This window comes from Streptomyces sp. NWU339, assembly GCF_003143855.1.
In the GTDB taxonomy this organism is placed as follows: Bacteria; Actinomycetota; Actinomycetes; order Streptomycetales; family Streptomycetaceae; genus Streptomyces.
This window is the reverse complement of the sequence record NZ_QFRK01000052.1, coordinates 15,224-39,744: the sequence shown is the minus strand read 5'-3', so window position 1 is coordinate 39,744 and position 24,521 is coordinate 15,224. Positions and strand designations below refer to the sequence as shown.

General features: G+C 69.1%; 23 protein-coding genes and 4 pseudogenes. 12 read left to right on the top strand and 15 right to left on the bottom strand.

The features are described from left to right. Positions 1–20: 20 nt before the first annotated feature. On the bottom strand, positions 21–1,154 hold the full coding sequence (locus DIZ27_RS36395; RefSeq protein ID WP_258308698.1) for a hypothetical protein: 1,134 nt from the start codon (positions 1,152–1,154) through the stop codon (positions 21–23). 530 nt (positions 1,155–1,684) lie between these two features. On the opposite strand from DIZ27_RS36395, the gene DIZ27_RS48955 reads away from it, so the two are divergent. Beyond that, positions 1,685–1,786: a hypothetical protein gene (locus DIZ27_RS48955; RefSeq protein WP_375232044.1), complete on the top strand. Its 102-nt coding sequence runs from the start codon at positions 1,685–1,687 to the stop codon at positions 1,784–1,786. Positions 1,787–2,555: 769 nt separating this feature from the next. On the opposite strand, the gene DIZ27_RS48950 is transcribed toward DIZ27_RS48955, so the two are convergent. The 7 genes from DIZ27_RS48950 to DIZ27_RS36345 all read right to left on the bottom strand — a co-directional run bounded on the left by DIZ27_RS48950 (position 2,556) and on the right by DIZ27_RS36345 (position 9,285). After that, a complete protein-coding gene (locus DIZ27_RS48950) occupies positions 2,556–2,861 on the bottom strand; it encodes a hypothetical protein (protein WP_375232042.1) in 306 nt (101 codons plus the stop codon). A 601-nt stretch (positions 2,862–3,462) separates the two neighbouring features. Beyond that, the gene (locus DIZ27_RS36375) at positions 3,463–4,347 is read right to left on the bottom strand and encodes a universal stress protein (protein WP_375232041.1); all 885 of its coding nucleotides are present in this window, start codon (positions 4,345–4,347) and stop codon (positions 3,463–3,465) included. Between the two features lie 128 nt (positions 4,348–4,475). Continuing rightward, positions 4,476–5,831 (bottom strand): acyltransferase, encoded by a 1,356-nt coding sequence (locus tag DIZ27_RS36370; RefSeq protein WP_109382674.1) that lies wholly within the window; start codon positions 5,829–5,831, stop codon positions 4,476–4,478. A gap of 257 nt (positions 5,832–6,088) precedes the next feature. Then, positions 6,089–6,706, bottom strand: coding sequence for an IS5 family transposase (locus DIZ27_RS36365; RefSeq protein ID WP_258308697.1), 618 nt, complete (start codon positions 6,704–6,706; stop codon positions 6,089–6,091). Between the two features lie 72 nt (positions 6,707–6,778). Continuing rightward, on the bottom strand, positions 6,779–7,348 hold the full coding sequence (locus DIZ27_RS46155) for a transposase (protein ID WP_181383859.1): 570 nt from the start codon (positions 7,346–7,348) through the stop codon (positions 6,779–6,781). Continuing rightward, positions 7,345–8,133 carry a transposase domain-containing protein gene (locus DIZ27_RS48945; protein WP_109382672.1) on the bottom strand — a complete coding sequence of 263 codons (789 nt, stop codon included), beginning with the start codon at positions 8,131–8,133 and terminating at the stop codon, positions 7,345–7,347. The genes DIZ27_RS46155 and DIZ27_RS48945 overlap by 4 nt, the downstream gene beginning before the upstream one ends. A gap of 459 nt (positions 8,134–8,592) precedes the next feature. Continuing rightward, positions 8,593–9,285, bottom strand: a complete 693-nt coding sequence (locus DIZ27_RS36345) for a 1-acyl-sn-glycerol-3-phosphate acyltransferase (RefSeq protein ID WP_109382677.1) — start codon at positions 9,283–9,285, stop codon at positions 8,593–8,595. A 497-nt stretch (positions 9,286–9,782) separates the two neighbouring features. Here DIZ27_RS36345 and DIZ27_RS36340 point away from each other — a divergent pair, with 497 nt between their 5' ends. Then, on the top strand, positions 9,783–11,000 hold the full coding sequence (locus DIZ27_RS36340) for an IS110 family transposase (protein WP_109382670.1): 1,218 nt from the start codon (positions 9,783–9,785) through the stop codon (positions 10,998–11,000). Positions 11,001–11,065: 65 nt separating this feature from the next. Here DIZ27_RS36340 and DIZ27_RS36335 read toward each other — a convergent pair. From DIZ27_RS36335 to DIZ27_RS47820, 3 genes and pseudogenes are all read right to left on the bottom strand, one after another. Then, positions 11,066–11,464, bottom strand: a pseudogene (locus tag DIZ27_RS36335) (IS6 family transposase); the annotation flags it as partial. A gap of 113 nt (positions 11,465–11,577) precedes the next feature. Beyond that, a complete protein-coding gene (locus DIZ27_RS36330) occupies positions 11,578–12,747 on the bottom strand; it encodes an IS110 family transposase (RefSeq protein WP_375232043.1) in 1,170 nt (389 codons plus the stop codon). A gap of 326 nt (positions 12,748–13,073) precedes the next feature. Beyond that, the gene (locus DIZ27_RS47820; protein WP_181383858.1) at positions 13,074–13,241 is read right to left on the bottom strand and encodes a LysR family transcriptional regulator; all 168 of its coding nucleotides are present in this window, start codon (positions 13,239–13,241) and stop codon (positions 13,074–13,076) included. A gap of 208 nt (positions 13,242–13,449) precedes the next feature. Here DIZ27_RS47820 and DIZ27_RS36320 point away from each other — a divergent pair, with 208 nt between their 5' ends. The 5 genes and pseudogenes from DIZ27_RS36320 (at position 13,450) to DIZ27_RS48560 (ending at position 16,702) form a co-directional block, all read left to right on the top strand. Further along, a complete protein-coding gene (locus DIZ27_RS36320) occupies positions 13,450–13,842 on the top strand; it encodes a hypothetical protein (RefSeq protein ID WP_109382668.1) in 393 nt (130 codons plus the stop codon). Between the two features lie 26 nt (positions 13,843–13,868). Next, positions 13,869–14,738 carry an alpha/beta fold hydrolase gene (locus DIZ27_RS36315; RefSeq protein ID WP_109382667.1) on the top strand — a complete coding sequence of 290 codons (870 nt, stop codon included), beginning with the start codon at positions 13,869–13,871 and terminating at the stop codon, positions 14,736–14,738. 450 nt (positions 14,739–15,188) lie between these two features. Next, positions 15,189–15,909, top strand: a pseudogene (locus DIZ27_RS36310) (IS6 family transposase). 80 nt (positions 15,910–15,989) lie between these two features. Further along, a pseudogene (locus tag DIZ27_RS36305) lies at positions 15,990–16,225 on the top strand (aldehyde dehydrogenase); the annotation flags it as partial. A gap of 387 nt (positions 16,226–16,612) precedes the next feature. Continuing rightward, positions 16,613–16,702 (top strand): hypothetical protein, encoded by a 90-nt coding sequence (locus DIZ27_RS48560; RefSeq protein ID WP_309074947.1) that lies wholly within the window; start codon positions 16,613–16,615, stop codon positions 16,700–16,702. Positions 16,703–16,747: 45 nt separating this feature from the next. Here DIZ27_RS48560 and DIZ27_RS36295 read toward each other — a convergent pair whose 3' ends face one another. After that, positions 16,748–17,833, bottom strand: coding sequence for an IS630 family transposase (locus DIZ27_RS36295; protein ID WP_109382666.1), 1,086 nt, complete (start codon positions 17,831–17,833; stop codon positions 16,748–16,750). Positions 17,834–17,961: 128 nt separating this feature from the next. Between DIZ27_RS36295 and DIZ27_RS36290 the strand changes: the two genes are divergently transcribed. After that, positions 17,962–18,369 carry a gas vesicle structural protein GvpA gene (locus DIZ27_RS36290; protein WP_109382665.1) on the top strand — a complete coding sequence of 136 codons (408 nt, stop codon included), beginning with the start codon at positions 17,962–17,964 and terminating at the stop codon, positions 18,367–18,369. A gap of 296 nt (positions 18,370–18,665) precedes the next feature. On the opposite strand, the gene grpE is transcribed toward DIZ27_RS36290, so the two are convergent. The 3 genes from grpE to DIZ27_RS36275 are packed head-to-tail and all read right to left on the bottom strand — an operon-like array spanning position 18,666 to position 21,556. Beyond that, the gene (grpE, locus tag DIZ27_RS36285) at positions 18,666–19,250 is read right to left on the bottom strand and encodes a nucleotide exchange factor GrpE (RefSeq protein WP_109382664.1); all 585 of its coding nucleotides are present in this window, start codon (positions 19,248–19,250) and stop codon (positions 18,666–18,668) included. Then, on the bottom strand, positions 19,247–21,136 hold the full coding sequence (gene dnaK, locus DIZ27_RS36280) for a molecular chaperone DnaK (protein ID WP_109382663.1): 1,890 nt from the start codon (positions 21,134–21,136) through the stop codon (positions 19,247–19,249). Before dnaK ends, grpE begins: the two co-directional genes overlap by 4 nt. A 51-nt stretch (positions 21,137–21,187) precedes the next feature. After that, positions 21,188–21,556 carry a J domain-containing protein gene (locus DIZ27_RS36275; RefSeq protein ID WP_109382662.1) on the bottom strand — a complete coding sequence of 123 codons (369 nt, stop codon included), beginning with the start codon at positions 21,554–21,556 and terminating at the stop codon, positions 21,188–21,190. Positions 21,557–21,821: 265 nt separating this feature from the next. Between DIZ27_RS36275 and DIZ27_RS36270 the strand changes: the two genes are divergently transcribed. The 4 genes and pseudogenes from DIZ27_RS36270 to DIZ27_RS36260 all read left to right on the top strand — a co-directional run. Further along, a complete protein-coding gene (locus DIZ27_RS36270; RefSeq protein WP_146229054.1) occupies positions 21,822–22,202 on the top strand; it encodes an STAS domain-containing protein in 381 nt (126 codons plus the stop codon). Further along, a complete protein-coding gene (locus DIZ27_RS36265; protein ID WP_109382660.1) occupies positions 22,199–22,588 on the top strand; it encodes a hypothetical protein in 390 nt (129 codons plus the stop codon). The genes DIZ27_RS36270 and DIZ27_RS36265 overlap by 4 nt, the downstream gene beginning before the upstream one ends. Positions 22,589–22,818: 230 nt before the next feature. After that, positions 22,819–22,971 carry a hypothetical protein gene (locus tag DIZ27_RS46150; protein WP_181383857.1) on the top strand — a complete coding sequence of 51 codons (153 nt, stop codon included), beginning with the start codon at positions 22,819–22,821 and terminating at the stop codon, positions 22,969–22,971. A 274-nt stretch (positions 22,972–23,245) separates the two neighbouring features. Further along, positions 23,246–24,504: pseudogene (locus DIZ27_RS36260) on the top strand (IS256 family transposase); the annotation flags it as partial. Positions 24,505–24,521: the final 17 nt, after the last annotated feature.

Sequence of the window (24,521 nt, the reverse complement as noted above, 5' to 3'; positions counted from 1 at the left end):
GTGTACGGCTGCACCCCGGCTCAGGGTTCACTGCGAGGTACTTGCTCGATGGCGTCCAGGTCTCCGGCCCGGTGGGTGGCCTCGGATGCCGCCCGCAGCGCGCTCTCGGCAGCGTCGATCACCGTGTCGCGCTGGCGGTGGCGGCGCTCGTACTCGACTACCTGCCGGACCACACCGTCCGAGACGTTCGGCAGGTGCATCTTGATGCGTTCCGGGTCCATCGCGTCGTAGCCGGCCCACGGCTCGGCCTCACGGAGCCGCTCGATGGTATTCAGCACCCCGGGACGGCCCGTGTGTGCGCGTTCGTAGCCCTCGATGACCGTCAGCTCCGTCTGGGACAGGCCGCGCAGGCGCTGCTGGATCTCCGGGATCCCGAGCCGGCTGAAACCGGAAATCGGCAGGTCCTGCTCGCGGGTGACGGCGCCCTGGACGCCCTCGGCCATGCGGGTGGCGTCGGGCATCTCCCGCCAGGCGCCCTCAGCCGTGCCTCTCGCCCGCCTGGTGTTGCTTCGGAACGCTGCCCGCAGCCGGTTCAGGGCCGCGCGTACGGTGCGCATGACCGCGTCCAGCAGGCCGCCTTCGGCGGCTTCGGCCTCGGCGGGAGGGCGGCCGTCGGTGGCCGCCGCCACGGCCCTGGCCTGCTCGGCGAGGTTCTCCTCCAGGCTCTCCAGCAGTTCCTCTTCCTGGCGGCGCAGCATGCGGAGCAGATCGGCGGTCTCTGGGTCGTGGAGCTGTTCGGCGATGTTCTCCCCTGCCCGGCACGCCGCCAGAGCCCCGGCTGCCGCCACGTACTCGGCTTCGGTGTTCTTCAGCAGGCGGCGCTCACGGGCGAGCCTCTCGCCGTCCGCCATCTCCGTCATGGCCGCCACAGCGACCTCCATGGGCAGCATGGTCGCCCGCACGGCGCCGCGGGCCGCGGACCGCACGAACTGCCCGGCAGTGGACAACGCTCCCCGGTCAGGCCGCATCTCGCGTACGCGGTCCTCGATACGCTCAAGGCGGTCCTCAGCCTGGGCGACCTGGCGTTCAAGTCTTTGGCGGCGGGCGCCGGGCGGCGTGGAGTTCGCACCGGTGCGAAACCGGGCGACGACCGCGGCGTGAGCCTCACGAGCGTCCTCCAACGCCGGTACCAGCACATCCGTCATCGCTGCCATGAGCTGCTCCTCGTGGGACGGTCGCGGCATCCGCGCCGCGTACGAAGGGCCGCCCGCCGTCCATCGCCTCGGCCGGGCAAACCGGAACCCATGCTGCGCAACATCGCCGAAGATCGCCCGACGAGCCGCTTGCCGGAGCAAGCGGGCAATCCGCCGCTTTCTTGGCGATCTGCCGGACTTTCAGGCCCACCGCGAGCCGGGGGGTAAGCGCATCAATGCGGCCGTTATTCCCGCCGACGGCCCGGGCGGGAACGCAGCCGGGCCGCCGGGTGAGGTGATCGGGGCCGTGCCGACGTCCCGGCAGCTCACATGCCTTGCGGCCGACCGGCCAAACAGGTTGTCCTTGAAGGTGGCGTCGGCGGCTGCGACCGTGATGGTCCGAACGAGTGAGGACGGCGGCGGCACCATGGTGATGGCGTCTCCTTCACTTCTGCGGGGGCTGGTCGAGAGGTGCGAGACGCTCCAGCGGCGCCTGGCGTCCGACGCCAGAGCCCAAGACCGCACGCCGGCTTGAGGACGCGACGTACACACTGTGTGTGCTCACCGACACCCACCAACTGGACACGGCGCTGTACGCAGCCCGCAGACAGCCGGCCGATGCCATGGCCCGGCAGCAGCCTCCCCGCCACTGAGCAGCCGGGGCATCCACACGTCGGCGTCGGTGAAGCCCATTGCCACCGTCGATCCCAAGTAGCTCAGCCCCGCGGCCACGACGACAGGACGCGGAGCCTGCCCGATCTTGGTGGCTAATGTGAAGTGCGTCTCCGTGCCTGCGAGTCGACCGTCGCCAAGTGCCGGTGGATGGGATCATGACGGCCTTTTCGCTTCTCGTGGATCGGAGTGTGTGGTGTCGGTGCAGCCGCAGCCTTGGCCGGAGCCGGGTCCGCAGGTGGCTGCGGCGATCCGGGCGATCTATCGGGGCCGGCGGGCGGTTCCGTTGCCGGTGCAGGTGCGTGACCGGCTGGGCGAACTGTTCTCGGACGAGGCGTTCGGCCGGGCGGGTAAGCCGGGTTGGTCCCCGAGCCTGTGCCGTTCGGAAACTCGTCGCCGCTGATCAGGCGGCGTACTGGACCTCGTTGATGACGCCGCCGGGTACTCGGCGGCAAAGGACTCGGTGCGCGGTCAGGTCGGTCTTGGGTGCCGGGTGCTCCCGCGCGAGGGGCGGCAGCCGTCCCCGAGCCCGATGCGGGCGATGGCAGTTGTCGTGTCGGGCGCAGGCGTCCAGGGCCCAGGACCTGGCGGGCACGGGTCTCGTTCCAGATCAGCAGGTGGTCGAGGACTTCACGCCGCAGGGTTCCGACGACCCGTTCACCGTGCGCGGTCATCCGGGGAGCCCGCGGCGCGGCCCCCACGACCTTGATGGTCTCGGACTCGAAGACCGCGTCGAAGGAGTCGGCGTACCTACCCGTCCCGGCCCCGGACCAAGAAGCGCAGGGACTCCAGGCGCACCCCCGGATCGACGGCGAGGTTGCGGGCCTGCCGCACCGTCCACTGCGTGGTTGGGTGAGCGGGGAGGCCGGCGATGTGCGGGCGGCGTGTGCCGTGCTCGAGGAAGACCAGCGCGTAGACCCGGCAAAGATCCACCAGGCCGAGGGGCAGGAAATCGCAGGCGATGATGCCGTCGGCCTGCGCCGTGAGGAACTCTCGCCACGGGGCCCGCCTCTGCGGGGTGCGGGGCCTGCGCCGGCAGCGGTCAAGATCTCCCATACCGTAGAGGCGCCGACCTGATGCCCGGGCCGGGCGAGCTCGCCTTGGATCCTGCGGCAGCCCCGGCGAGGGTTTGCTGCGGCCGGCCGCAGCACCAGTTCCTTGACCGCCTGCGCGGTCCGTGGCCGACCCGGCCTGCTCCGGCGCCTGTTGTAGTCCCGCCTGCGCGCCACAAGCCCTCGGTGCCATGGGGGCAAAGTCCCCGGCGTCACCGGGAACCCGTTCGCCCACCGCTGCCGGGGTATCAGCGAGGACAGCGCCGCGCACCACAAGCGGTCCACCGGTTCGTAGCGCACCGGAGGCGCGAGCTGTCTGCGCAGCACCGCGTTCTCGTGCCGCAGGGCAAGAAGCTCGGCGTCCTTGGCCGCCTGCCGACGCGGCAGCACTGCCGGGACCGACAGCAGCTTCCGTGTCACCTGATGCACCAGCGAGACAACCACCTCAGGCATGGTCCCAGCGAGCCCTCGAGCATCGCCAGGCCCCCTGCGAGCTGCAGCAACGCGTTTCTGAACGGCACAGGTTTCCGAGGTGTGCAGGCTGCCTGCCGCAGAAGACGGGTTTCTCCCGCACAGGCAGGTGAGTGGACCCATATGAACGGGTGTCACCTCAGGTCGGAACGCACCACGGTGACCGGGCAGTGCGCGTGATGGAGCACGGCCTGGCTGACCGAGCCCAGGAGCAGTCCGGTGAATCCGCCGCGTCCGCGCGCACCCACCACCATGAGCTGGGCGTCACGACTCGCCTCTATCAGCGTCGGCCGCGTACGGCCTCGCACGACACGCGCATGCACGGTCACTTCAGGATGCTCCTCCCGGTGCCCGGACAGGGCCTCGCCCAGGAGTCGCTCCTCGTATGCCTGAAGCCTCTCCACGTCACCGATCAGGTCCACCAGGTCCGCCGGGCGGATGTCACCGTGGTCGCTCCACGTCCCCCATACGTGCAGCGCCACCAGGTTTGCGCCTCGCAGCGATGCCTCCTCGAAGGCGCACGCGATCGCCCCACGGCTCTGGGGTGTACCGTCCACCGCTACCAGCACCGGCCCGTCATCCGCCATCCGCTCCCGTACCACCATCACCGGGCAGTGGCTGTGAGCGGCCAGATGGACCGACGTCGATCCCAACAGCAGCCCTGCGAAACCGCCCGAGCCGCGATGGCCCACCACCATCAGCTGCGCCGTCCTCGACTGAGCTTCCAGGGCTGTGACCGCTTCTCCCGCGATGACCGCCTGGTCGGCCACCACCCCGGGCGCGGTAGCCAGGGCCCGTTCGACGGCTTCGGCGAGCAGATACTCGACGGATTCCTGCACGCTTCCCGCGGGCGGGCCCAGAGGCGAGCCGCCGGACGGAACATGCATAGCGGGCCAGACAAAGGCATGCACGACGTGCAGCTTGGCTCCCCTCATCCGGGCCTCCTGTGCTGCGGCCTCCACGGCGGACAGTGCGGAGGGGGAGCCGTCCACTCCCACCACGACCGGCCTGGGCAACACGCTGCGCTCTCCTTGCCACGGCGTCGACGCGGGCAAGGGCCCGGCGCCCTGCTCTCCCAGCCTCTCGCACTGCCCATAGGGGCGCCACCAGGCGCAGGCCGGTTCCATCGAGCTGCACGCGCAGCTGCTCAGCGGACCCGGGGGTCGGCTGCCGCGCGGGCCGTGCGGAGCAGGGCCGCACCGGCCAGGAAGCCGGCCAGGGCTGCGGTCGGCAGCCCGAACGGGCCGTGGTCGGCGGGACCGGCGTCGGCCACCCCGAGCAGGCCGAGCACGCAGGCGGCATAGCCGACGGTGGCCGCGGTGGCGCGCGGCCTGGGACGGCCGAGCGCCCCCGGCGTCCACCAACTGCGCGAGGTGACGGCGCCGCGCCGCAGGCCGCGCCGTTCGATCCGGCCGAAGACCGCCACGAGCGCGCCAAGCACGGAAAAGAGCACGGCCAGCCACGGCAGCTTCCACAGCAGCCACGCTCCCGTGTCCGTAGGAGGTTGGGGCCGTGGGAACAGGCCGGAGGCATACACGGCCACGGCGACGAGCACGAACGCGCTCATGTGCCACAGCAGCACGGTCAGGATCACCGAGTTCACGGCGATCACAGCCATCCACGGCCCGAGCCGTTGCAGCCACCGTTCGCCCGCGTTGCGCAGCAACAGTGCCAGCCCGAGCTGAGCCGTGCCCAACGCCAGCAGGGCGAGCGTCGGTGGCGAGAGGTTGCGCAGCGGCGCGCCGGGAATGTCCACCATACTGACCGGGTAGGGGCCGACCACCGTGAGCAGTACCGCCGCCGCGGCACCGCCCATCAGCAGCGGCAGGGCCACTTTGGGCCGGACCGGCAGCGTCCCGTCCTGCCAGGCGAAGCCGATCTGGTGCACCGCCAGCCAGGCGAACAGGTAGTTGCCCAGCTGCAGCGTCGGCGCGTCGAACGCCAGTCGGGCGACGTCCCCTGCGGCGAGCAGCCCCACCAGGACCAGCGACACAGCCAGCCCCACCCGCCGGTGCAGGCGGTGCATCAGCGGCGTAAGGAAGACCACCACGAGGTAGACCAGCAGGAACCACAGCGGGATCGAGGCCAGCCACATGGCCCGGCCCACCTGAACGGGGTCGACGCCCGCCAGCCGGGCGATCAGTGCGGCGACGGCGAGCGTCAGCAGGAACACGGTCGTCGGCCGTACGAGCCGCGCGCTGCGGTCGAGCAGCCAGTCCGCGACGTCGCCGCCCCCGCGGGTGTGTGAGGTCAGCGAGACCGCGTTGGCGAACCCGCCCACCATGAAGAACACCGGCATCACCTGGGCCAGCCAGGTAATCGGGCGGCCCCACGGCAGCACTTCCAGCGCGCTGAAGCCATCCACACCGCGGGCCCCGCCAGTGACCACGACGACCATCCAGTGGCCGAGCACCACGAGGAGGATGGCGAGCGCCCGCAGCAGGTCGACATAGCGTTCCCGCCGTGGCGGTGTGCCCTTCGCAAGCTCGCGCGGGCCGTGCATGTGGCCATCATAGGAACGGGTGGCCGACGGAGATCGCAGCCACCACCGGGCGGGCGCGCGGACACCACGCCGGCGTCTTTGAGCCTCATATCTTCAGGAGGTGCGGCGCGGTTTTCTGCTGGACTGTCTTGGTGGGCATGAGCGGACAAGCGGTCTTCGGGGCCGGTGTGGTGGTCGCATGACTCTCGCCTGGGACGGCCGTCCGGACTGGATCGCACCCAAGGGCGGCAAAACCTCAGAGCCCGTGAACAAACTGATCATTTCCGGTGTTTGGCGTCCTTCGTGCCCGCCAGGCGCCGTGACATCAGCATGATCATGGACCACTTGACCATGGCTTCGTGGTGCTCGGGTAACCGTTCGTAGTCGCGTACGCAGCGGCGACGCTGGAAGATCCACGACAGCGTGCGCTCCACCACCCACCTGCGTGGCAGTACCACGAAGCCCTTGACGTCGTCGGTGCGCTTGACGATCTCGATCGTGAGCCGGAGCTTCTTCCTGGCCCAGGTGACGAGTTTCCCGGCGTAGCCGCCGTCGGCCCAGACCAGCCTGATCGATTCGAAGAGGCCACGCAGATGCGCCAGTGCGGCACGGGCTCCGTCACGGTCCTGCACGCTCGCGCTGGTGACCATGACGACCAGGAGCAGGCCGATCGTGTCCACGATCACGTGGCGCTTGCGGCCCGCCACCTTCTTGCCCGCGTCGTACCCGCGGCTGTCGGCACCGACCGTCTCCGCGGCGCGTACCGACTGCGAGTCGATGATCGCGGCGGTCGGGTCGGTGTCCCGGCCCTCGGACCGGCGGACCTCGTCGCGCAGGTCATTGTGGATGGCGTCGACGCTTCCGTCCTGCCACCACCGGGTGAAGATCGTGTGCACCGTGCGCCAGTGCGGGAAGTCGCCCGGCAGATTGCGCCACTTGTTGCCGTTGTCCCAATGCCGTTGCTTGAGTTACTGAAGTATCGCGGGCGCAAGGGTGATGACCTTCTCCGGAACCCGTCGGGTGCCTCGCCTGACCTGGCCCTTCCTGCGCACGATGTACTGCGAGACCGGACGGCGGGTGTAGCGGTCCGCCGCGCGTAGCCGCCGGAGACCGTTGTCGAGCTTACGCACGACTTTCGCAGCCATCCGCGTCGTGAACTGCCGCAGTCGGCGGGCCGACCGGCCTGCCTGGAGGACGACGCTGCGTCGTGTGTGCTTGAAGACCCTGACGAACGAGATCCGGTCGGGGTCCAGACCCTCGCCGCAGGCCAGCCGCATGATGATCCGGTTCAGACAGTGGTGGAGGGTCAGGTGGGCCCAGATCTCCTGCCGCACCAGTTCCGGCGACACCGACCGCAGCACCTCGGCCTTTCCCCACTGATAGGTCTTCAGCTGCCGGTAGGCGGATTCGACCTCCCAGCGCTCGTGATACAGGACTGCCAGCTCCTCGGCGGGCCCGGCCTCGGGATCGAGCAGGTCGGTCAGCAGCCTGACCGTCTCGCCGCCGTCGACCCGGTAGTCGATCACCCTCACGGTCACCCGCCCGGATGGGAGCGCCGCTGCCCGGCGAGGTTCATCCGGGTCAGATAGGTCCCGCCGGGCAAGACCTCCATGGGCTTCGCGGCGACGAAGGTGCGGGCTCTGATCAGCAGGTGTGCTCCGGCCTGCGTGTAGGCCTTCCACAGTGCGACACCGGGGAAGGCCCGGTCCATGATCACCAGCATGCCGGCGGCACTGCCGGCCATCCCTGCCGCCAGCGCGGGCTCGCCACCACCGCCCTTGAAGCTGTCTAACCGCGCGTCGATCGTCGCGTGCGTGCCGGTCTCGGTCAGCGTCACCACCCTGGCCTGCGGGAACCCGATGGGCCGGCCGGCACTGTCCACCTGCCCACCGAAAGCGGCACGGGTCGTATCGTTCTCCGGCACGTCCAGCAAGAACCCGTCGACCGCGGCCACTCTCATCCCGCGCCAGAACGCCGCCTCGAGTGTGGGCGGAGCGATCGCCCCCGCCACACGGCGGAACACTCCTTCCAGCGGTGCGGCCCCGAGCTGCTGCCGGGCCCTGGTGAACGACGACTTGTTCGGCACCGACTGGTCCATCTCGCCCAGGGCCCCGACCAGGTTCTCCGCGACATCGTCGTAGGAGTCCTGCTGGAACAGCGCCAGGGCAAGCACGAAGTAGACCATGAACCGGCCCGACAGGGGGCGGGGCTTGGCATCCCGCCGACCACACGCGGTCAGCACCTCGTCCACCAGCTCAGGAACGATCCACTCGGTGAGCAACCCGAGCCGGACCTCATCGGATAACCCGATCCATGGATGCATGTCCGGTCAACGAACCAGCACCCCGGCGGTCACCGTGCCCGGGAGGGGAACTACCTGCACCTCTCAAGCAACGGCATTGGCCGTTGTCCGCGACGTAGAAGATCGCATCCACGATCAGCCGGCGGCAGTACTCCTCCGGGCGCCCGCCGTTGCCGTCCAGCCATGCCGGCCACGGCAGCACCGCCGCGATGACCTGCCACTCCACGTCCGTGGTGTCCAAGGTGTAGCAGCGGGGCCGGGCCGGGTGACGGCGGCCGTGACCGAACCGGCAGGCCAGGCACGGGCAGTCAGCTTGCCCATTCGGGGCGACAGCGGGGGCGGCAGGGGCGTACAACGGCATGACAGGACCTCTTGGCGCGACTGGGCTTCGACACCGCAGTTGCTACCAAGAGGTCCTGGCCGTGCACGTCACTTCGCCGATTCCCACCCGCCCTCGACGATCAGTTTGTTCACGGGCTCTCAGTCCCGCCGCCCCATCGCCTGTGCGGCCTTCACATCGGCCGCATACCGGTCCACGTACTCCTGGCCCGACAGCCGCAGGATCGCGTACATGATCTCGTCGGTGACCGCCCGCAGCACCGTCTTCCGGTGCGCCATCCCCGCACAGCGCGAGAAGTCCAGCGGCTTGCCGAAACGGATCGTGACCGCCGGAAGTCTCGGCAGGACACGCCCCGGAGCCCGGATCTGGAACGTGCCCACCATCGCGCACGGAATCACCGGAACCTGCGCGCCCAGAGCCAGCACCGCCACCCCGACCTTGCCCCTGTACAGTCGGCCGTCGGGCGAACGCGTGCCCTCCGGATAGATCGCGAGCAGTTTCCCCTTCGCCAGCACCCCCAGCCCCTTCCGGAGCGCCGCCTGCCCCGCGGCCCCGCCCGACCGGTCCACCGAAATCTGCCCGGCACCGCGGAGAACGAGCGCGGTCAGCCGACCCCGGAGACCCGGCGCCGTGAAGTACTCCGCCTTGGCCAGGAACGTGATGCGCCGCTTCAGGACCGCGGGCATGAGGAGGGGATCCACGAAGGACAGATGGTTCCCGGCGACGATCGCCGCGCCCTGCGGCGGAACATGCTCGAGCCCCTCGACCCGCGGCCGGAACAGCAGCCGCAGCAACGGCCCCGGAAAGACGTACTTGAGCAGGTAATAGAACACGGGCGGCTTCTCCACTGCCGACTCGGCTCCCCGGTACCTCCGGGCCGGGTTGTCCGGTCATATTCTTCCCGGCCGGGACCCGGTGAATGGTCACCGCCGCGTGTCCGCTCGCGCATCCCCCGCGCGCCGGCCCCGGGCACCCGGGCAGGCCACGGAGTGGGCGAAGGCGCTGTGGTGGGGGCCCCTCGACTACGCCCCGCCCGCGCCGCCCGCGCTCGTCACCGGGACCTTCGCCCCAGTTATGTTTTCCGCGGTCCTGCAAGAGGGCCGCTGGCCTCCGAGCCCGGCATGACGGTGTCCCCCTGTCGAACGGATGACCTGGGGGGTGGTGTCACCGGGCCCGGAAGGTGCCGTCGGAGACGCTGATGAGAGGTCCGGCCGCCACCCGGTCCGGCGCAACGCCGGACAGCTCGCGGATGGCAGGTCTGCATAACGTGGATGCGCGAGTACGACACCGACGTCGAGGCCGGCACCGTCAACACCCCTGGAAGGGCGCTATGTTCGACACCGAAGACGTGGGCGTGTTCCTCGGCCTGGACGTCGGCAAGAGCGCCCACCACGGCCACGGACTCACCCCGGCCGGCAAGAAGGTCTTCGACAAGCCCCTGCCCAACAGCGAACCGAAGCTGCGGGCCGTGTTCGACAAGCCGGCCGCGAAGTTCGGCACCGTCCTGGTGGTCGTGGACCAGCCCGCCTCCATCGGCGCCCTGCCGCTGACCGTGGCCCGGGACGCCGACTGCCAGGTCGCCTACCTGCCCGGACTCGCGATGCGCCGGATCGCCGACCTCTACCCGGGCGAGGCGAAGACCGACGCGAAGGACGCGGCCGTGATCGCGGACGCGGCCCGCACCATGCCGCACACCCTGCGCTCGCTGGAGCCGACCGACGAGATCACCGCCGAGCTCACCGTGCTGGTCGGCTTCGACCGGGACCTCGCCGCCGAGGCCACCCGCACCAGCAACCGGATCCGCGGCCTGCTCACCCAGTTCCACCCCAGCCTGGAAGGCGTCCTGGGCCCCCGCCTCGATCACCAGGCCGTCACCTGGCTGCTCGAACGCCACGGCTCCCCGGCCCCCCTGCGCAAAGCCGGCCGCCGCAGACTCGTCGAACTGCTCCGGCCCAAGGCCCCGCGCATGGCCCAGCGGCTGCTCGATGCTGTCTTCGGCGCCCTGGACGAACAGACCGTCGTCGTCCCGGGCACCGGCACCCTCGACATCGTGATCCCCACCCTGGCCGCCTCTCTGGCCACCGTCCACACCCAGTGCCGGGCCCTGGAGGCCCAGATCAACACCCTGCTGGAGGCGCACCCTCTTTCCCCGGTCCTGACGTCGCTGCCCGGCGTCGGCGTCAGGACCGCCGCCGTCCTGCTGGTCACCGTCGGCGACGGCACCAGCTTTCCCACCGCCGCCCACCTGGCCTCCTACGCCGGCCTGGCCCCGACCACGAAGTCGTCCGGGACCTCGATCCACGGCGAGCACGCACCCCGAGGCGGAAACCGGCAGCTCAAACGCGCCATGTTCCTCTCCGCCTTCGCCTGCATGAACGCCGACCCAACCTCCCGCACCTACTACGACCGCCAGCGAGCCCGCGGCAAGACCCGCACCCAGGCCCTTCTCCGCCTGGCCCGTCAACGCATCAGCGTCCTGTTCGCCATGCTCCGCGACGGCACCTTCTACGAACCCCGCGTCCCCAAGGACATCGAACTCGCCGCATGACCCCAGCAAGTCAAACCACCCCAAACCAAACCTGGGCGCCTTGACGAAAGACATAGAGGCACCCCCCGCGGCACCGAGTAGGTCTTCTGGAGCAGTGTGCGGAAGAAGCCCCGGGCCGCGGCCTTGTCTCGGCGGTCCTGGATCAGGATGTCGAGCACGGTGCCGTCGGCGTCGAGGGCCCGCCACCGGTACGTCAACTCACTGTTGATCCTCACGAAGACCTCGTCCAGGTACCACGTGTCCCCAGGACGAGGCTGCCGGCGGCGCAGTCCGTCGGCATAGGCCTGGCCGAACGTGGCGCACCAACGACGCACGGTCTCGTGGGAGACGAGGATGCCGCGCTGAAGCATGAGTTCTTCGACCTCGCGGAAGCTGAGCGGGAAGCGGAAGTACAGCCACACGCAGTGGGAGATGACCTCCACCGGATACCGATGCCCTCTGTACGACGGCGGCGCGCTGCCCACGGACGGCTCCTCCTCGCATGACCAACCAGAAGATCCTCTCACCCGGTCAGCCAACGTGACAGCGCCCCGACCAGCGGAAACTCAGCGATCACATCCGGAGAGACAACGGCTTCTCAAACCGCGGGTGCGACACTTGGTGCGGATTGGTAGCACGCTCCGTCACGGATCATCGCCCAGAGGACGTTCACTCTCCGCCGTGCGAGCGCGATCAGGGCCTGCTTGTGTCCCTTGCCCTCGGCGCGCTTGCGGTCGTAGTAGGTCCGCGAGGCCGGGCAGGATTTCAGGCTCGCCATCGCCGACAGGTAGAACACCCGCAGCAGGCCGCGGTGGTAGCGCCGCGGGCGGTGGTGGTTGCCGCTGATACGGCCGGAGGCGCGGGCAGCGGGGGCCACGCCTCCGTAGCCGGCAAGACGGTCGGCGCTCGCGAAGGCGGTCATGTGGCCGCCGGTGGCGGCGATGAACTCGGCACCGAGTTGAGTGCCCATTCCGGGCAGGCTGCAGATCACGTCGGCGTGCGGGTGCTCACGAAACCGGGCCTCGATGAGTGCGTCGAGCTCGGCGATCTCCTCGTCGAGGGCCATCACCGCCTTCGCGAGACGGACCGCCATGCCGGCGGCCAGTGTCTCGCCGGGCAGCGCGGTGTGCTGGGCCTGCGCCGCATCCAGGACAGCCTTGGCCAGGGCCGCGGCACCGCGGACCTTGCGATTACGCAGCCAGGTCTCGATACGCTTCGCGCCGGCGCGGCGGATGGCAGCCGGTGTCTGGTATCCCGTCAGGAGAATGACGGGACCCTTGTTGGTCAGGTCCAGCGCGCGTTCCAACGCGGGGAAGAATTCCAGAAGTTGGGCGCGGAGCCGGTTGATCTGGCGGGTGCGGTCGCCTGCGAGGTCGGTGCGGCGGGTGGTGAGGATGCGCAGGTCGACGGCTATTTCGTCGCCGGGCCGCAGCAGGCCCAGGTCGCGGCGCATGCGGGCCTGGTCGGCGATGACGAAGGCGTCCTTGGCGTCGGTCTTGCCCTTTCCGCGGTAGGTGCCGGACGCGCGGTGGACGGCCAGGCCGGTGAGGTAGGCCATGGGCTGACCGTGGTTGAGCAGCAGGCCGATCAACAGCACAGCGCCGCCGTGGTTGACGTCCACCGCCCACAGCACGTCCTGGTCGATGTCCAGGACGTCGCGGATCAGCTCCAGCAGGGCCGCCTCGTCGTTCAGGACTCGGCGGGAGAGCAGCCGTTCGCCCCGCTCGTTGATCACCACGCAGTGGTGATGCTCCTTGCCGATGTCCATCCCGGCCCAGATCTGGGGCACGGCCACCTACGTCAGCTCGTCGTCAGTCCATCCCGCAGACGACCTCGCCGACGTAGTCCTACAGAGCGATCAAGTCGCGCATCCCAATTGGCGGTCGAGTCGTCGCGGGGCTCCGGGCGGCCATGTTCTCTGAGCCATCCGATCGGCTCCTCCATGACAGCCATACCCGGAGCCCCCGGGCCCGTCGATCTTACGAATGACCAGCGGAAACCCACGCTTGAAAGGTAGGATTCCATGATCACGGACGTCCGTGCCTGTGCTGTATCGGACCCCGCCCAACGCGACGAGACGTCAGCAACCGGGCGTCAGCCGACTACACCGAAGCCCTGGCCCGCTCCCACCTGCATGGATGAGGTATTCGGCAAGGGCAAGCGGAACAGCTCCGCGTCGAAAATTTGCTCCAGCTTGCGGATCTGGACGCTGAGCGCAGGCTGGGAGATGTGCAGGTGCCGTGCTGCCCGTCCGAAGTGCAGGCCCCTGGTGGACGGCTGTGAAGTACCTCAGCAGACGCAGCCCTAACTCCGTGGCCGAAACGATACCGCCGGGTCGTCTGCCGGCATAGAAATATGCCGCAACCCCATCAATAACCCTAGATTACCGAACGGCGGCGGAATTGCGTGAGACCGCCTCGCCATACCGCATTACCTTTGCAGAAACGCCGGCGTTACCGAGGAGAGGTAAATGGCAACAGCAACGGCGCAGGAGCCAGTGGATCGTTTCCGTCAGCTCAGTGACGGCGACGCAGAAATTCAGGCGCACGGGAAGTATTTCTCGTGCAGCTACCTGCTCGACATGGAGACGCATTCCTTTCTCGTCCGCGTGCACCACGGGCGCATCGAAGAACTGATCGTCGACCCGGAGCCGCTGGCGGCCTACGACTTCGCGATCCGCGCGACCGCCGAGACCTGGCAGGGATTCTGCCAGCCGACGCCCGGTCCCATGTACCACGGCATCTGGGCGGCCACCTTCCGGCGCGGCATGCGGCTCGAGGGGGACCTGCTGGTCCTCATGCAGAACCTGCGCTGCCTGACCCGGCAGTTGGAACTGCTGCGCGTCACCGGCCCGCTGGGCTGACCGATCACCCCGCCGATAGGAACCCGATGAGCAACAATTCCCGTATCTCCCCGGTCACCGGCCACTACGTCACCATTGACGTCGAAGGCGTCGAGTACAAGGTGTTCTACCTGGAGAACGGCGAGGGCCAGCCGCTCGTCTGCCAGCACACCGCCGGCGCCCACAACCACCAGTGGCGCAATCTCCTGGAAGACGAGGAGATCACCAGCAATTACCGCGTCATCGCGTACGACCTCGCCCGTCACGGAAAGTCCGACCCGCCACGGAATACGGACTGGTGGAAGGAAGAGTACAAGCTCACCGCTGACCACTACGTGGCGTTCATCACCGCATTCTGCGACGCTCTCGGACTGGAAGACCCGATCTTCATGGGCTCCTCCTTCGGCGGAAACGTCGCACTGCAACTGGCGCTGCGCCACCCGGACCGCTTCAAGGCCGTCATCCCGGTCGAGGGCGCCGACTACTCGCCCGGCTTCTACCTCGACTGGTGGCAGCACCCGCACGCCAACGCCGCCCAGGTATGTGCCAGCGGTGTGTGGGACCTCATGGCGCCACAGTCCCCGGAGCGTGACCGCTGGGCCACATGGTTCTACTACAGCCAGGGGTCCGAGGCGTTCAAGGGCGACCTGTACTTCTACTCGGTCGACCACGACCTGCGTGACCGCCTCGGCGACATCGACGGCGACGCCTGCCCGGTGATCATGCTCACCGGCGAGTACGACTACCTCACCACCCCCGAGGACGGCGAGCGCACCGCCAAGCAGATCCGCGGCGCGGAATTCATCGAGATGAAGGACATCGGCCACTTCCCGATGAGCGAGAACTACCCGCGGTTCGCGCAGTACCTCAAGCACGCACTGCAGCGAATCGAAGAACGGACCAGCCTCCCCGGCTGAGCCGCCTTCGCCCCGCCCCGAAACCACAGCCCGGGCACGCGCCTGTGGTTCCGCCGCGAGTGCCCGGCCGTGTCCGAGGCGGAGACTGCCGAGAAGCAACCCAGTGGTGTAGTCCACCAGGTCTTCGACAGCGGCGTCGCACCAGGTGAGAAACAGCGGGTCGCGCGCCATGCTCGTGACCCCTTCGTCTCAGCGCGCAAACGCCGTCGCGGCTGCAGCCAGCCCACCGGGGCGGACCGGTGGTCGTGGTGGGGAGTGTCTGATCAACGGCGGATCTGATGATCAAGGAGACGCCAGAGATGACCGACACCGTCGTTGAGCCTGAGCTCGCTGAGCAGCCGGTCCAGGCGCCGTCGAGTACGGCGACGGACGAGCAGTTGATCGGGCGCTGTCACGTTGGCTGACCGGGTGGGAGGATCTTCTGGTTGGTCATGCGAGGAGGAGCCGTCCGTGGGCAGCGCGCCGCCGTCGTACAGAGGGCATCGGTATCCGGTGGAGGTCATCTCCCACTGCGTGTGGCTGTACTTCTGCTTCCCGCTCAGCTTCCGCGAGGTCGAAGAACTCATGCTTCAGCGCGGCATCCTCGTCTCCCACGAGACCGTGCGTCGTTGGTGCGCCACGTTCGGCCAGGCCTATGCCGACGGACTGCGCCGCCGACGGCCCCGGGCCGGGGGACACGTGGCATCTCGACGAGGTGTTCGTCAGGATCAACGGTGTGCGGCAGTATCTGTGGCGGGCCGTCGACCAGGACGGCAACCTCCTCGACGTCCTGCTGCAGTCCAAGCGGGACGCGAAGGCCGCCAGGCGGTTCCTGGCCAAGCTCATGAAGAAGCAGCAGCGGGTGCCCAGGGTCATGGTCACCGACAAGCTCCGCTCCTACGGCACCGCCCACCGCCAGCTGATGCCCTCGGTCGAGCACCGTTCCCACAAACGCCTGAACAACCGGGCCGAGAACAGCCACCAGCCCACCCGGCAGCGCGAACGGGCCATGAAGGGCTTCCGCAGTGTCGGCGCAGCCCAGCGGTTCCTGGCCGCGTTCAGCGGCATCTCACCCCACTTCCGCCCTTACCGCCATCGGATGACCGCCGCCCACTACCGCGCCGAGATGACCGTCCGCTTCGCCATCTGGGACCAGATCACCGGCGCCGCCGGCCGGCTCGCCGCGGCCTGAGCACCGACCCAAAACCCGACCCCCGCCACGCCCCGACGCACCGTCAGAGACCCAGGCGCCCAACAACGTGACAGCGCCCCACCCTCTCCACCGACGACCCCGCCACCTACGACCGCCTCGTCCCCAGATCCGCGCCTTCAAGACCGGCCACGGCACGCCCCGCTCCCGCGGCGACCGCGACGAACTCTTCTGCGGCTTCGGCCACTCCTGGCGCGGCGCCTTCGTCGGCGGTGAACTGCTGATCAGGGCCGTCACCGACGGACCCGCGGGAGAACGACCGGCCGGCAACTTCCCGGACTGCCACCGCATGCCCTGAACCATGCGGGCCCGCCGACGCGCCGGCACTGCAAGAGGACGAGGGTCTTGGCCGTCTCCGCCTCGGGGACGTTCATGGTCAGCCTGCGGCATCTCGGCGTCTGATGGGGGCGGACTCCCCGAGGCCCCTTCGACGCGACGGTGTTCTGCAAGAGCGAGTTCGTCAGCTACTGGTGAGCAAACTCAAGGAATCCGGGCGAACGCCGATGATTCCCAGGGCGGGCAGAAGACGACCTGCCGGGGCCTGGTGAGGAGCTGCGCCAAACGCGCGCACAGTTCGCGGAGCGGGCCGGCGTGCAGGCCGAGTCGGTGACGGTCTTGGAACGCACCGACGACGGCTGGAAGCTGGAACTAGAGGGTCGTAGAGCTGCCACGCGTCCCCGACACGATGAACCTGCTCGCGGCCTACGAGGTGGCCCTCGACGTATACGACCGGCGCGTTCGCCGCTCTGAGCGGGGAAGAGCCGGCCGCACGTAGCGCCGCATACCAGGGTCGCCGTCAGTGACGGCCGCCCATCCCCAGCTAGTGTCCCGGTCCAGAGATCCTGTCGCAGTAGCGGCAGATGCGGTCAATGATCTGGTCTGCAGTCTTGGTCCACTTGAAGGGCTGGGCCTGCTCGTTCCAGGTCTTGATCCACTCTTCGAGCGCGGTCTTCAGCTCGTCGAGTGAGCAGAACACGCCGCGTTCGAGGCAGCGCCGTTCCAGCCCGGCGAACCACCGCTCGACCTGGTTGGTCCAGGACGAATAGGTCGGGGTGAAGTGCAGCTGGAACCGGGGATGCGCAAGGAGCCATTGGTGCACCACCGGTGCCTTGTGGGCGGAAAGGTTGTCGCAGATCACGTGGACCGCCAGGCCGGACTCGGTCTGACGGTCGATCTCGTCGAGGAAGTCACGGAAGTCCACCGCCCGGTGCTGCGCGGACAGCTTCCCGATCACCTTGCCGGTGGCGGTGTTCAAGGCGGCGAACAGGTCCACGGTGCCGTGCCGCACGTAGTCGAAACTGCGGCGCTCAGGGATCCCGGGCACCATCGGCAGCACCGGAGCGGTCCGCTCCAGGGCCTGGATCTGCGGTTTCTCATCCACGGCAAAGACCGCCGCGTTCGCCGGCGGGGCAAGATACAGCCCGACCACGTCACGGATCTTGTCGATCAGCAGCGGGTCCGGAGAGATCTTGAAGGTCTCCGTGCGCCAGGGCTGCAGTCCGAAGGCCCGCCAGATCCGCAGCACGCTCGTCGGCGAGATCCCCACCCGCCGGGCCAGCTCCCGCTTCGACCAGTGGGTGGCACCCTCCGGGACCTCTTCGAGCGTGCGCACCACCACCTCTTCCACCTGGGCGTCGGTGATGGTGCGCGGCACCCCGGGACGCGGTTCGTCGGACAGCCCTTCCAGCCGGTCGCGTAAGAACCTGACACGCCACCGTGCCACCGTCTTGCGATCCATTCCCAACCGTGCGGCAACGGCCGTGTTGTTCCCGCCCGCGGCACAGGCGAGCACGATCCGCGCCCGGTTCGCCAACCCCTGAGCCGTGGAACGCCGCTTGGCCCAGTTCTGCAACGTCAGCCGCTCAGCCTCGGATAACACCACCGGTTCCAGCCTGGTATCGCCCATGCCCACAGCACAGCGCGCCGCGACACGCCCCGTCCGGCGGATCCCAAGATCTGAAACAGAACACGATTCACGAGGCGACCAGAGACCTCAAGACCGGGACACTAGCAGGGCAAGGAGGGCTGAAAGGTATGACCGTCACACAGCAAGGTGGCGCTGGTGACGCCAGTGGTCTCTACAACGTCTTGGACCTGGTTCTCGACCGAGGGCTGGTGATCGACGCGTTCGCCCGGGTCTCGCTCGTCGGCATCGAGATCTTGAAGGTCGACGCCCGGGTAGTGGTGGCGAGTGTCGACACGTATCTGCGCTTCGCAGAGGCGTGCAGCCGGCTGGCCCTGGAGGCCGGGCCGAAGAAGAGCCCGGGCCTGCCGGACTTGGCTGGAGAGCTGACCCAGGCCGATGCGAGCGGCAAGGCGAAGGGGGCGCTGTCCGGTGCCGCCCAGACGATCTCTGACGCGTCCAACCAGGCCCGCGATGAAGGACGGGAGAAGGAGGCAGCCAAGCGGCCCCGCCGGGCCGGCGGCACTGAAGATGGGTGAGCCCCGCACGTGGCACGAGCTTCCTACCCGAAGGCCCGTCAGGCCGCCGCACACCTGGCGTGCCGGTATGACATCTGCACCCTCGGGCCTGCTGGATTCGCAGTGTTGCCGGTTGCACCTCGTGCGACGGCGGGCACCGGATTCGCCTGCTCGTCTCCCGTCGAGGAGTCGCCGGCCGACACGACCCCACGGGCCCTCGCCGCCGCTGCGGCGCCCACCCGTGACCGTGACCGTCTCGCAGACGGACGGTCACGGGCGGCTGTGCAGGGAACCTTCGTTGGGGAAGATGAGGTTTCTTACCGCGTGGCCGGCGGTTCGGCGACTTCCGCCTGGGCGGGGCGCAGGAGCTGGTCGCCGACGCGGTAGCCGGGGCGCAGGATCGTGGCGCAGGTGGGCTGTTCGACGTGGTCGGAGCGGGTGCAGGAGACGGCCTCGTGCCAGGCGGGGTCGAAGGGGTCGCCCGCTGTGCCGAGGGACTGCAGCCCCAGGGCGGCGAGTTCGGCTTCCAGCACGTCGGTGACGCGCTGGAAGCCGCCGGTGATCTCTCCTTGCTTGCGGGCCTGGTCGATGGCGTCGAGGACAGGGAGGAGGCCGGTGAGTACGTTGGCCACGGCTATCTCGCCGACCGTGCGGCGGTCCCGGCTCACCCGCTTGCGGTAGTTGTCGTACTCGGATTTCAGGCGCTGCAGATCCGCGGTGCGTTCCCGCAGCTGGGCGCGCAGGCTGTCGGTCTCGCCCGCGACGGCGTCGGCCTGCCGGGCAGGCTCGACGTCGCCGTGGCGGCGGGGCTCCAGGCTGGTGCCCGGATCCCGCCGCCGGTTGTCGCGGATGATCGACAGTGGGTGCTCGCCGGGGCGGTGTGTGTCGCTCGGGCGGGTCATCCGGCACCCTCCTGCCGCTTGTCGTCGTCGACGATTTCAGCATCGACGACATCCTCGTCCTGCCCGGCGCCTGCCTCGCCACCGCCCGCGCCGTCGGCAGCGGCCTGCTGGCCTTGAGCCTGCTGTGCTTGGGCATACATGACGGTGCCCACCTTCTGAGCCGCCGCCATCACCTTCTCCGTCGCCTGCCGCAGGGCTGCTGTGTTGTCGCTGTCGGCCGGCTGGGCCTTGAGGGTCTCCTTGAGCTCGGACAGAGCGGTCTCGACTTCTCCCTTCACGTCCGTAGGGATCTTGTCGGTGTTGTCGGTGAGCAGCTTCTCCGTCTGGTAGACGACCTGCTCGGCCTGGTTGCGGGTCTCGGCCGCCTCCCTGCGGCGCCGGTCCTCCTCGGCGTGCTGCTCGGCCTCGCGCATCATCCGGTCGATGTCCTGCTTCGGCAGCGAGGAGCCGCCGGTGACGGTCATCTTCTGCTCCTTTCCGGTGCCGAGGTCCTTCGCCGTGACGTGCATGATGCCGTTGGCGTCGATGTCGAAGGAGACCTCGATCTGCGGGACGCCGCGCGGCGCCGGGGGCAGACCGGTCAGCTCGAACATGCCGAGCTTCTTGTTGTACGCCGCGATCTCGCGCTCGCCCTGGTAGACCTGGATCTGCACCGACGGCTGGTTGTCCTCGGCCGTCGTGAAGATCTCGGAGCGCTTGGTCGGGATCGTGGTGTTGCGCTCGATCAGCTTGGTCATGATGCCGCCCTTGGTCTCGATGCCGAGGGACAGCGGGGTGACGTCGAGCAGCAGGACGTCCTTGACCTCGCCCTTGAGCACACCGGCCTGCAGGCTCGCGCCGACGGCCACGACCTCGTCGGGGTTGACGCCCTTGTGCGGGTCCTTGCCGGTCAGCTCACGCACCAGCTCCGTCACCGCCGGCATACGCGTCGAGCCGCCGACCAGGATGACGTGGTCGATGTCGGACATCTTGATCCCGGCGTCCTTGATCGCGTTGTGGAACGGGCCCTTGCACCGCTCCAGCAGGTCCGCGGTCAGCTGCTGGAACTGGGCGCGGGTCAGCTTCTCGTCCAGGTGCAGGGGGCCCTCGGCGGAGGCGGTGATGTAGGGGAGGTTGATCGTGGTCTCGGTGGACGCGGACAGCTCGATCTTGGCCTTCTCGGCGGCCTCCCGCAGCCGCTGGACAGCCATCTTGTCCTTGGACAGGTCCACGCCGTAGTTGTTCTTGAACCGCTGGGCGAGGTGGTCGACGAGCCGCTGGTCCCAGTCGTCGCCACCCAGGTGCGTGTCGCCGTTGGTGGCCTTGACCTCGACCACGCCCTCGCCGATCTCCAGCAGCGACACATCGAACGTGCCTCCGCCCAGGTCGAAGACCAGGACGGTCTGGTCGTTCTCCTTGTCCAGGCCATAGGCCAGGGCTGCGGCGGTGGGCTCGTTGATGATCCGCAGGACGTTCAGCCCGGCGATCTCCCCGGCTTCCTTGGTCGCGGTGCGCTGGGCGTCGTTGAAGTACGCCGGGACGGTGATGACCGCATCGGTGACGTCCTCACCGAGGTACGCTCCCGCGTCCCGCTTCAGCTTTTGCAACACGCGGGCGGAGATCTCCTGCGCGGTGTATCGCTTGCCGTCGATGCTCCCGGTGTCCGGGAACCGCCACTGGGCGTCGCCCATGTGGCGCTTGACCGACCGGACGGTCCTGTCGACGTTGGTGACGGCCTGCCGCTTGGCGACCTCGCCGACCAGCACCTCTCCGTTCTTGGCGAAGGCGACCACCGACGGCGTGGTCCGCGCTCCCTCCGTGTTGGTGATGACGGTGGGCTCGCCGCCCTCCAGGACCGAGACCACTGAGTTCGTCGTACCGAGATCGATACCGACCGAGCGCGCCATCTGAACTCTCCCTCCTCACCCATGCTCTGCGTTACGTCTCTGTTCGGGGACTCATCGGGACGTCCGCTCCCACCGGACGGGGCCAGCGCGCAGCGGAGGCTCAGAGCGGGCGACCCCGAGCACCGCGACGTACCGGCGCGCGGGACTGACCGGCCGCGCGAAGATGGGCCCGCGGTCGTCTGCCCGCTCCGCCGTCCGCTCGTACGTCTGGTCGTAGGCCGCGCGGCGCACCGGGTCGCGCAGCGTCTCGTCCGCCGCGCGCACCTCGCCGAACCGCTCCGCGGTGGCGGCATCCACCCGGGTGTCGGGGCGCAGCTCCCGCACCCGGGCGCGGAAGGCGGAGGTGATCAGCCCGGCCGTGGCCGAGGGCTTCACCCCCAGCACCGCGTACAGGTCCGCTCCCCGGTCCCGCGTCTGCATCCCGGTCACCTCCCCGACCGCTGCGGGCTGCGGCTTCGGAACCCAACTTGCCTACGTCCTGAAATAAAACTTGAGCCTTGCATTGTCAAGTCCGGGCGGGTATAGGAGGGATTGTCGGAGGAAGTCCGGGTTACTGGAGCGCGGACTCGAAGGACCTGCCATCAGGCGGTCCAGCAGGCAAAAGAAGCTGAACGATCGCTGTGGGCGGTCGAGCGAGCGGCGCCCCAGGGCCCGCACGCAGCAGCAGGAACCGGGGGTGAGGACCATGGCAGAGTTCCTCGCATCGCACTGGGAGAGCGGTTGGGCCGTAACGGAGATCAAAGGGGCTCTGGACACGGCTACGGCCCGAGGGCTGTGTGACTTCGTGGCCGCCGCGGCGGAGCACCGCCACCTGTTCCACCTGATCGTGGACCTGACCGAAGCGACCGATGCCGACGCCGACGGCATCAGCTCCCTGACATCCCTGCGCCCGCTGCTGGGCGAGGGCCGCGCGGAGCTGCGCCTGGTGTGCCCCGAAGGACGGGTGAAGCGGATCCTCACCAGCAGCGGACTCCCCCAAATCCTGCCCGTTTATCCGTCCCTCGACGCGGCCCTCGCCGCGCCACGAGCCACGTCCGCCGACCGGGCAGAAGGTGCAGTGCAGTGATCACCGAACTTGCGGTCGAACGTGTCGAGTTCACCTGCGGATCGTGCTGGCACCGCTGGAGCGTGGACTACGACGTCCAGCGCTACCGGGACGCCCTCGACGCCGAGTGGGAGTACTTCTACCGCGACAACACGGCGGTTCCCTCCCCCTACACCCCCAAGGGTGCACCGCCATGCGAACACTGCGGCCGACGCTGGGTCGGCCGCCTGGTGGCACGCCGCCCCGTGCCGCTGTCCGGGGACGTCGACGCACCCCGTCGTCAGGTCCCGGCCGAGGGCCCCCACCGCCCCGAGCGTCACGCCGCGCCGATGCTGCACGCTGCCGGTCACCAGCAGCCTCAATCCGACACGCGATCCTCTCAGCCATCCACCGAACCGTCCGGGTGATCCACTCTTCTCGCGCACCCCGGCTTCAGGCAGCGCGCACCCGCCGGAACACTCCGGACGACAGCCATGGCGCGGGACGGCGGCTCGCCGTCCCGCGCCATGGGGTAAGGGGGGACGGCGGCAACCAGGCATCAAGATCGACTGTCACGTTGTGATCTGCGGCATTGCCGGCCAGAGCAGCCGGCCTTCACCATGGCGGGATTCAAGGACGTCAAGGAAAGCAGCTCCTCATGGGCGATCATGTGCACGTGCGGCTCAGCCAGGGGCTGAGCGTGTCGGAAGACGGGGAACTGATCGAGCACTCCCACTGCCGGTGCGGGGCCACCTTCACCAAGGTGTTCGACGCCGGCGGCGGGGAGCCGGAGCGCCCGACCCGACCCTGATGCGCGCCCGGCACCGCACATAAGAGGCCAACTGCCGCCCGCCCTGGACGGCCCGTTACCTTGCGGCCAAGGCGCGGGGCTCAGCCACTGTGGCCTCTGACGGGCTGTGCAGCGGACGTGGTGAGCACTTCCTTGCTGCCGCCTCCGGCGAGCAATGCTCATGACTTGTGGATCGGCTCTCGGAGCGGCACGCGAAGGGCGTACCTTCCCGAGTGATCGACTGATGGTCATCGAGTAGGCCCGCGTTCGCAGCGCGGGTCGGGAAGGCACGCCCGTGCTCAGCGTAGTCAACGAAGACGGCTCCACCGCTACTGGCTCCCTGATCGACGAGATCGTGCGGGAGGGCGCCCGGCGGATGCTCGCCGCCGCACTGGAAGCCGAAGTCGACCAGTACATAGCCGAGTTGGCGGCCGAGCGGGACGAACGCGGGCGGCGCCTGGTGGTGCGCAACGGTCACCACCACCCCCGCACCGTGACCACCGCGGCCGGCCCGGTCGAGGTCCGCGCCCCGCGGGTCAACGACCGCCGCGTCGACGAGACGACCGGTGAACGGCAGCGGTTCTCGTCGAAGATCTCCCCCAGCCTTCGGCCGGGAGGTACCCCCAGCCGCCCTGGTGCCGCAAGTCCCCGAAGATCAGCGAGGTCCTCCCGCTGCTCTACCTGCACGGCCTGTCGTCGGGCGACTTCGTGCCCGCGCTCGAGCAGTTCCTCGGCTCCGCGGCCGACCTGTCGGCGGCAACGGTGAACCGGCTCACCAGGCAGTGGCAGGACGACCACGCCGCCTTCCAGCGCCGCGACCTGGCGGAGACGGACTACGTCTACGTGTGGGCCGACGGCGTCCACCCCAGGGTCCGGCTCGGGCAGGCCCACTCCTGCGTCCTGGTCCTGATGGGCGTGCGCCCGGACGGCAGCAAGGAGCTGATCGCCCTGGCCGAGGGGCTGCGGGAGTCGACCGAGTCCTGGGCGGACCTGCCGCGGGACTGCCGGCGGCGCGGCATGCGCGATCCGGAGCTCGTCGTGGGCGACGGGGCCATGGGCCTGTGGCGGGCCCTGGCGGAGGTGTTTCCGCAGGCCAGGCACCAAAGGTGCTGGGTTCACAAGACCCGCAATGTGATCAACGCACTGCCGAAGTCCGTGCACGCGGGAGCGAAGAAGGCCCTGCAGGAGATCACAGGCGCCGAAGACCGGGCCCACGCCGAGCAGGCGGCGAAGCAGTTCACGAAGGACTACGGGGCGAAGTGGCCCAAGGCCGCCGAGAAGATCACCGGCGACCTGGACGAGCTCCTGGCGTTCTACGACCTCCCGGCCGAGCACTGGATCCACCTGCGGACCACGAACCCGATCGAGTCCACGTTCGCCACCATCAGGCTGCGGACCAAGGTCACCCGCGGTGCCGGCAGCCCGGCCGCCGCCCTCGCCATGGTGTTCAAGCTCGCCGAGGCCGCCCAGGCCCGCTGGCGCGCGGTCACCGCCCCCCGCCTCGTCGCCCTCGTCCGCTCCGGCGCCCGCTTCGAGAACGGCCACCTCGTCGAGCATGCTGAGGAGGCGGC